Source organism: Ideonella sp. P3_A4, from assembly GCF_056403075.1.
In genome coordinates, this window is record NZ_JBFUGE010000297.1 from 1 (window position 1) to 7,498 (window position 7,498).

The 7,498-nt window shown below is 68.4% G+C and carries 9 protein-coding genes; 6 read left to right on the plus strand and 3 right to left on the minus strand.

All coding sequences use genetic code 11. The features are described 5' to 3' along the window. Positions 1 to 124: 124 nt before the first annotated feature. Entirely contained in the window at positions 125 to 1,567 is a 1,443-nt protein-coding gene (locus AC1DYI_RS21860; RefSeq protein WP_477206239.1) for an NAD-dependent succinate-semialdehyde dehydrogenase, read from the plus strand. Positions 1,568 to 1,607: 40 nt separating this feature from the next. Here the strand turns inward: AC1DYI_RS21860 and AC1DYI_RS21865 are convergent, their stop codons facing one another. Then, a complete protein-coding gene (locus AC1DYI_RS21865; protein ID WP_477206240.1) occupies positions 1,608 to 1,835 on the minus strand; it encodes a hypothetical protein in 228 nt (75 codons plus the stop codon). A gap of 29 nt (positions 1,836 to 1,864) precedes the next feature. On the opposite strand from AC1DYI_RS21865, the gene AC1DYI_RS21870 reads away from it, so the two are divergent. From AC1DYI_RS21870 to AC1DYI_RS21880, 3 genes are all read left to right on the plus strand, one after another. Then, the gene (locus AC1DYI_RS21870) at positions 1,865 to 2,032 is read left to right on the plus strand and encodes a hypothetical protein (RefSeq protein ID WP_477206241.1); all 168 of its coding nucleotides are present in this window, start codon (positions 1,865 to 1,867) and stop codon (positions 2,030 to 2,032) included. A gap of 190 nt (positions 2,033 to 2,222) precedes the next feature. Further along, positions 2,223 to 3,899 carry an NAD(P)/FAD-dependent oxidoreductase gene (locus tag AC1DYI_RS21875; RefSeq protein ID WP_477206242.1) on the plus strand — a complete coding sequence of 559 codons (1,677 nt, stop codon included), beginning with the start codon at positions 2,223 to 2,225 and terminating at the stop codon, positions 3,897 to 3,899. Positions 3,900 to 3,977: 78 nt separating this feature from the next. Next, positions 3,978 to 4,955, plus strand: coding sequence for an NADPH:quinone reductase (locus AC1DYI_RS21880; RefSeq protein ID WP_477206243.1), 978 nt, complete (start codon positions 3,978 to 3,980; stop codon positions 4,953 to 4,955). Positions 4,956 to 4,965: 10 nt separating this feature from the next. On the opposite strand, the gene AC1DYI_RS21885 is transcribed toward AC1DYI_RS21880, so the two are convergent. Next, positions 4,966 to 5,439 (minus strand): GFA family protein, encoded by a 474-nt coding sequence (locus AC1DYI_RS21885; RefSeq protein ID WP_477206244.1) that lies wholly within the window; start codon positions 5,437 to 5,439, stop codon positions 4,966 to 4,968. Positions 5,440 to 5,482: 43 nt separating this feature from the next. Between AC1DYI_RS21885 and AC1DYI_RS21890 the strand changes: the two genes are divergently transcribed. Continuing rightward, a complete protein-coding gene (locus AC1DYI_RS21890; protein ID WP_477206245.1) occupies positions 5,483 to 6,487 on the plus strand; it encodes a hypothetical protein in 1,005 nt (334 codons plus the stop codon). Between the two features lie 10 nt (positions 6,488 to 6,497). Here the strand turns inward: AC1DYI_RS21890 and AC1DYI_RS21895 are convergent, their stop codons facing one another. Further along, on the minus strand, positions 6,498 to 7,064 hold the full coding sequence (locus tag AC1DYI_RS21895; protein ID WP_477206246.1) for a TVP38/TMEM64 family protein: 567 nt from the start codon (positions 7,062 to 7,064) through the stop codon (positions 6,498 to 6,500). Positions 7,065 to 7,105: 41 nt separating this feature from the next. Between AC1DYI_RS21895 and AC1DYI_RS21900 the strand changes: the two genes are divergently transcribed. Next, positions 7,106 to 7,498, plus strand: a 393-nt coding sequence (locus AC1DYI_RS21900; RefSeq protein WP_477206247.1) for a hypothetical protein, incomplete at its 3' end; no start/stop codon positions are given.

Genomic DNA, 7,498 nt, shown 5'->3' on the forward strand with positions numbered 1-7,498 from the left:
GCGCTGGCCTGACCCGCAGCCTCCCACACCCGTACGCGGCCGAGGGGCAGCCGCGCGGGTGACAGCTCGAATCGCCGTCGCAACCGAGAATGCCGGTTGCGACACGCGACCAACCGAGCTGAACATGACGACTTCCTACCCCGACACCCGACTGCTGATCGACAACCAATGGGTCGACGCGGCCAGCGGCAAGACGCTGGACGTGCTGAACCCGGCCACCGGCGCGCCGATCGGCAAGGTGGCGTACGCCGGCCTCGCCGACCTGGACCGCGCGCTGGCCGCCACGCAGCGTGGCTTCGAGACCTGGCGCAACACGCCGGCGCACGAGCGCGCCGCGATCATGCGCCGTGCCGCCGGCCTGGTGCGCGAGCGCGCCGACACCATCGCCCGCCTGATGACGCAGGAGCAGGGCAAGCCGCTGGCTGAAGCGCGCGGCGAGGTGCTTTCAGGCGCCGACATCATCGAATGGTTCGCCGACGAAGGCCGCCGCACCTACGGCCGCATCGTGCCGTCGCGCAACCTGGCGGCGCAGCAGCTGGTCCTGAAGGAGCCGGTCGGCCCGGTGGCGGCGTTCACGCCGTGGAACTTCCCGATCAACCAGATCGTGCGCAAGCTGGGCGCGGCGCTGGCCAGCGGCTGCTCGTTCCTGGTCAAGGCGCCTGAGGAAACCCCGGCTTCACCGGCGGCGCTGCTGGCGGCCTTTGTCGATGCCGGCATCCCGGCCGGCGTGATCGGCCTGGTGTTTGGCAACCCGGCCGAGATCTCGGGCTACCTGATCCCGCACCCGATCATCCGCAAGGTCACCTTCACCGGCTCGACGCCGATCGGCAAGGAGTTGGCCGCGCTGGCCGGCCGCCACATGAAGCGCGTGACGATGGAACTGGGCGGCCACGCGCCGGTGATCGTGGCTGAAGACGCTGACGTTGCACTGGCGGTCAAGGCCGCCGGTGGCCTGAAGTTCCGCAACGCGGGCCAGGTCTGCATCTCGCCGACTCGCTTCCTGGTCCACCGTAGCCTGAAGGACGAGTTCGCCCAGGCGCTGGTCAAGCATGCCGCCGGGCTGAAGCAAGGCGACGGCCTGGCCGAAGGCACGACGATCGGCCCGCTGGCCAATGCCCGCCGGCTGAGCGCGATGACCAAGGTGATCGACGACGCCCGCGCCAAGGGCGCGACGGTGGCCATCGGCGGCGAGCGCGTCGGCAGCGCCGGCAACTTCTTTGCGCCCACGGTGCTGACCGATGTGCCGCTGGAAGCCGACGTGTTCAACAACGAGCCCTTCGGCCCGGTGGCGGCGGTTCGCCCGTTCGACACGCTGGACGAGGCGATCGCCGAGGCGAACCGCCTGCCGTTCGGCCTGGCCGCCTACGCTTTCACCCGCTCGATCAAGACCGCCCACCAGCTGTCGCATCGACTGGAAGTGGGCATGCTGTGGATCAACCAGCCGGCCGCGCCGGTGGCCGAGATGCCGTTCGGCGGCGTGAAGGATTCGGGCTACGGCTCGGAAGGCGGCCCCGAGGCGATGGAGGCCTACCTCGTCACCAAGGCGGTCTCAATCATGGCCGTTTGATTGGGAAGCTGCGGGGCTGAGGGCCCCGCAGCTTCGGATGTCAGCCGGGTTTGTTCTTCAGCTTGCCCTTGGGCAACACCGCGGTCATCGGCGGCACCGGGCGGTCGGAACCGGCGGCCTTGACGGGCGCGGCGTCCTTCTTCGGTTTCTTGGTCATCTTGTTCGCGGTTTGAATGCCTTTGGCCATAAGTTCCTCCAAAGTTGTGGGTGATCGGCAAATGCGCAGGTCGTGATGGTAGCCGCGAGCGTTGATAATCTCGCCCTTCACCTCATCCCACCCACCGACCGGAGCATTCCATGGGCAACAAGATCATCACCGAAGCCGACCGCCAAGCCACCCCGCGTCCCGCCGCCCCGACCGGCGTCACCTTCACGGCCGGCAAGGGCCAGAAGATCAGCCTGGAACGCGGCTCGCACACCCGCAGCAAGAAGAACCCGGGCAAGCGTCCGCATAAGGGCGGCTGAAAGAACGCCCCCACGGCGGAAGTAGGGCCCCCACGGCCCCTTCCGGGGCCTGCCCCCCGAGGGGGCTCGCGCAGCGGACCGGCAAAGCCGGATCCGCGCACGCCACTTGAAGACGGCGGCTCCTGCGGAGCGCCGGGCGCACACATCACTTTGACGGGCAGCGCTGTGTGGGCAGTGGCCTGTTCTTTCCATGATCCGCATCACCGAACTGCGCCTGCCGCTGGACCATGAGCCAACGGCGCTGCGCCCGGCTGTCGTTGCCCGGCTGAAGCTGCGCGACGAGCAGCTCGCTGATTTCACGGTTTTCCGCCGCGCCTACGACGCGCGCAAGAAGACCGCGATGGTGTTGATCTACACCGTCGATTGCCAGCTCGCTGAAGGGCTGGACGAGGCCGAAGTGCTGGCCCGCCATGCCGGCGACAGCCACATCAAACCCAGCCCGGACACCCGTTACAAGCTGATGGGCTTGGCGCCGGCCGATTTCTACGCCACGCAGCGGCCACGGCCGGTGGTGGTGGGTTTCGGGCCGTGTGGCCTGTTCGCGGCGCTGGTGCTGGCGCAGATGGGCTTGCGGCCGATCGTGCTCGAGCGCGGCAAGCAGGTCCGCGAACGCACCAAGGACACCTGGGGCCTGTGGCGCAAGAGCGAGCTGAACCCCGAATCGAACGTGCAGTTCGGCGAGGGCGGTGCCGGCACGTTCTCGGACGGCAAGCTCTGGAGCCAGATCAGCGACCCGCGCCACCTGACGCGCAAGGTGCTGACCGAGTTCGTCAAGGCCGGCGCGCCGGACGAGATCCTCTACGTCAGCAAGCCGCACATCGGCACCTTCCGCCTGGTCAGCATGATCGAGAAGATGCGGGCCGACATCGAGGCGCTGGGCGGCGAGATCCGCTTCCAGCAGCGGGTGATCGACATCCGCATCGAAGGTGGCGCTGTTCGCGGGCTGACGCTGGCCAGCGGCGAGCAGCTCGATGCCGACCACGTCGTGCTGGCGCTGGGCCACAGCGCGCGCGACACCTTCACGATGCTGTACCAACGCGGTGTGGCGATGGAGGCCAAGCCGTTCTCGATCGGCTACCGCATCGAGCACCCGCAAAGCGTGATCGACAAGGCCCGCTTCGGCCCGAACGCCGGAAATCCGATCCTCGGCGCGGCTGACTACAAGCTCGTGCACCACGCGAGCAACGGCCGTTCGGTCTACAGCTTCTGCATGTGCCCGGGCGGCACGGTGGTGGCGGCGACGTCTGAGCCGATGCGCGTCGTCACCAACGGCATGAGCCAGTACTCGCGCAATGAGCGCAACGCGAACGCCGGCATCGTCGTCGGTATCTCGCCGCAGGACTATCGGCAAGACGGATTGGCCTCAGGCCCGGTCTCGCCGCTGGACGGCATGGCCTTCCAACGGATCTGGGAGTCACGCGCCTACGAACTGGGCGGCGGCGACTACCTCGCTCCTGGCGAACTGGTCGGTGATTTCATCGCCGGCCGGCGTGGCGATACGGTGGCACGCGAGTTCGGCAGCGTGCTGCCCTCGTACAAGCCCGGCGTGCACCTGACCGACCTGGCCGAGCCAGGCCGCGGCAGCCTGCCGGACTACGCACTGGCGGCGATCCGCGAGGCGCTGCCGGCCTTCGACAAGCAGATCCGCGGCTTTGCGATGCACGACGCAGTGCTGACCGGGGTGGAGACGCGCACCTCATCTCCGCTGCGCATCCCGCGCGGCAAGGACTACCAGAGCGTGAACGTCGCAGGGCTGTACCCGGCCGGCGAAGGTGCGGGTTACGCGGGCGGCATCATGTCGGCCGGCGTCGACGGCATCGAGGTCGCTGAAGCGCTGGGCGCCAGGATGCTGCGTCCGGCCGACTGATTGTTGCGCGGCCGGCAAGGCTGCGTTGGCTGATCGCGGGCTTGGCGGCGTTCCCGCCTCGGTCTACGCTTCGCCTCCATGAAAGCTGCTGTCTATCGCACCAAAGGCCGGGCCGCCGACGTGCTGTCCATCGATGAACTGCCGAAGCCGGCGCCAGGCCCCGGCGAGGTGCTGGTGAGGGTGGCGTTCTCGGGCGTCAACCCGTCCGATGTCAAGGGCCGCGCGGGCTTGGGCGGTGCGCCGATGGATCACCCGTTCGTCGTGCCGCACAGCGATGGCGCCGGCGAGATCGTCGCCATGGGTGAGGGCGTCGAGCCCGGGCGCGTGGGCGAGCGTGTCTGGCTCTTCAACGGCCAATGGGGCCGGGCGATGGGCACCGCGGCGGAATTCGTCGCACTGCCGACACGGCAGGCGGTGGCATTGCCCGACGGCGTTTCGCTAGAGGTGGGCGCTTCGATCGGCATTCCGCTGCTGACGGCCGTTCACGCGGTGTTGTCGCTGGGCACGCTGTTGAACAAGACCGTGCTGGTGCCTGGAGCGGCTGGGGCCGTGGGCGCCTACGTGACCCAGCTGGTGGCGCTGGCCGGTGGCCGGCCCATCGCCATCGTCAGCAGCGACGAGAAGGCGGCATTGGCGCGTTCGCTGGGGGCTGTCGCGGCGATCAACTACAAGACCGGCGACCTCGGGGCTGAGGTGCGTGCGCTGACGCAAGGCGAGGGCGCCGATGCGGTGATCGAGGTCGATGTGGCCGGCAACGCCCGCCACTACGCCAATGTGCTGCGCTTCGGCGGCCAGGCCGTGGTCTATGGTTCCAACTCGCCGACGATCGAATTGCCGTTCCGGCCACTGATCTCGCGCTTCATCCGGCTCTACTTCTTCATCGTTTACCTGCTGCCGGAAGCGGCACTGCGCGAGGCGATCGACACGGCGACGGGCTTGCTGCAGCGGGGTGCGTTGCGCCACCCTGAGCTGGCGATCTTCCCATTGGCCGACATCGCCCGCGCGCACGAGCGCGTCGAAGCCGGCGCCAACGCCAAGGTGCTGGTGGCCCTGTAACGCGGGCCGTCTAGCGCGCCAGCCCGTGCCGCTGGTGCCACTCGGCCAGCGATTCGTCCGGGTACTCGTCGAACTCGCGGTCGTCGTCACCGATGTTCGCTTCGACCCAGTCGGGCTTCGAGCCGAGCATCATGTGCGTCACCGAAGGTGGGGTCGGCAACGGCGTGTCGACTGCGCCAGCGTGCGGGTGCACGAGCTCTGGCCAAGTCGGATCCCACAGCCACAACGCCGTGCCGCAGCGCTTGCAGAAATGCCGCTGGCCGGTGCTTTCGTGGCCGTCTTCCATGATCGCGCGGTAGACCGACAGGTGCTCCTGCCCCTGCACCTTCAGCGTCGCGAWKTCGGCGCCCAGGTTGATGGCGAAGCCACCGCTGCCGGCCGTCTTGCGGCAGATCGAGCAGTAGCAGCGCATGAACGGCACCGCGGACCGCGACTCGACGCTGAATCGCACGGCACGACAGTGGCAGGAACCTTCGAGCAGCATGAGCAGTCTCCTTGATAGATGTTTTGACTGAAAGGGCCGTGTCATGGGGGCTGTGCAGGCAATGGACAAGCGCGCATGGATGGTGAGCACCGGTGCATGGTTGGCCGCCGGTGCCTGGCCCGGCTGGGCCCTTGCCGCTGACGAAGACGCCCACCGCTTCGACAGCCCCAGCATGCCCTATGACGAGTTCGACCGCGCAAAGTTCGAGCCGGTCGATGTCGAAGGTGGGCGGCTGCGCGTGGTCTTCGGGCCCGGCACGCCGGCACTGTCGCGCGACCGCATCCTGGCCTATGTGCGGCAGTCGGCCACTTCGGTGGCGACCTACTTTGGCCGCTTCCCGGCGCGCGACACGCGCGTGCTGCTGCTGTTCACGGCCCAGCCGGGCAAGGCCGTGCGCGGTGGTTCGGCCTTTGCGCACCGCGGTTCCGCAATCAAGCTGACGCTGTCTGAGCGGGCCACGGCGGCCGACTTGGCCGATGACTGGGTGCTGGTCCACGAGATGAGCCATCTCGCGTTGCCCTCGCTGCCGCAAGCCCAGCATTGGTTCGAAGAGGGCATGGCCACCTATGTTGAGCCGCTGGCGCGGGTGCAGGCCGGTGTGTTGCCAGTCGAGCAGCCCTGGGCCGACATGTTGCGCGACATGCCGCAAGGCCTGCCGAAAGCCGGTGACCGCGGGCTGGACGAGACGCCGACGTGGGGCCGCACCTATTGGGGCGGTGCGATGTTCTGCCTGCTGGCCGATGTCGAGATCCGCCAGCGCACCGGCAACCGGCTGGGCCTGCAGCACGCGCTGCGCGCCATCATGGCCCACGGCAACATGGAGGCCGATTCGACACTGCCGCCGTTGCTGGTGATCGGCGACAAGGCCGTCGGCCTGCCGGTGTTGCAGGAGTTGTATGGCCAGATGAAGAGCGCGCCGCACCCGGTCGACCTACCGGGTCTGTGGACGAAGCTCGGTGTTTACGCCGAAGGCGACAGCGTGCGCTTCGACGAGCAGGCACCGCTGGCGGCGACCCGGCGCGCGTTGACGCAGCGCCCGGCGGCGTGATCCGATGCCGTCAGGCCAGCGACCAGTGCATCGCGCGGGCCAGCGAATCGAAGAAGACGCTGAACAGCGCGATCGGCAGCGGCAGACCCAGCACGGTGCCCAGCACATAGGGGCGAAAGCGCACGCCGGACAAGGCCAGCGCGACGTTCAGCGCAGGCGCGGTCTGAAAGGCCAGGCGCGTCAGCAGCACGCTTTGCACCGGGTGCGCATCGAGCCGCGCGAACAGCTTCTGGGCCAGCCGCCCCTTGAGCTTGCGCAGCGCATCGGCACCGAGCAGGCGGATGACCCAGAACGTGATGCAGCACGAGATGCAGGCGACCGCATACGTTGCCAGCCCGCCCCAGAACCTGCCCAGCGCCAGCAGCGCAGCGACGAGGAACAGCCAGCCCGGGATCTGGATCAGGTTGCCGAGCGTGAACAGCCCCGCGAAGATCAGCAGCCCGGTCCACGGGTGGTGCTCGAAGCTGTCGTGCAGGAACTGCAGCGTGAAGTGCCCCCGCAGGCCGGAGAATTCGAACACCGCCCACAGCAAGGCGAGAAAGAGCAGGACCAGGACGAGGCGGAAGTAACGTGGCATGTGCCGATTTTGGGCCATCGCCGTACAGCGAGAATCCGCGCATGCTGGGGTTGAAGCACCTTTTCGTTGGATGGCTGGCGGTGGCCTGGCTGAGCGCATGGCCAGCACAGGCCGACCCGTCGCCCGGCGAACCTGTGGAGCAGCGCGTCGGCTTGTCGGCCGAATGGCGCCAGCTGGCGGGGAGGGGTGGCTCGCCGACCAAGGTCGAGCAGGCGCTGGTCACCGTGGTGCTGCCCCCGGGTTTCGACGCCACGCGTGAGTGGCCGGTGCTGATCGTCAACGCGACGTCAGACCGGGGCTACAGCTCGAGCCGTGCGCTGATGCAGGCCTACCGTGCGGCGGCCGGTGCCGCCGGCTGGGTGATCGTGGCGGCGGACCCTGAACCGGCCGTGTCGCAGGACGATGACCTGCTGCAGTTGCGCTACGTGCTGGGT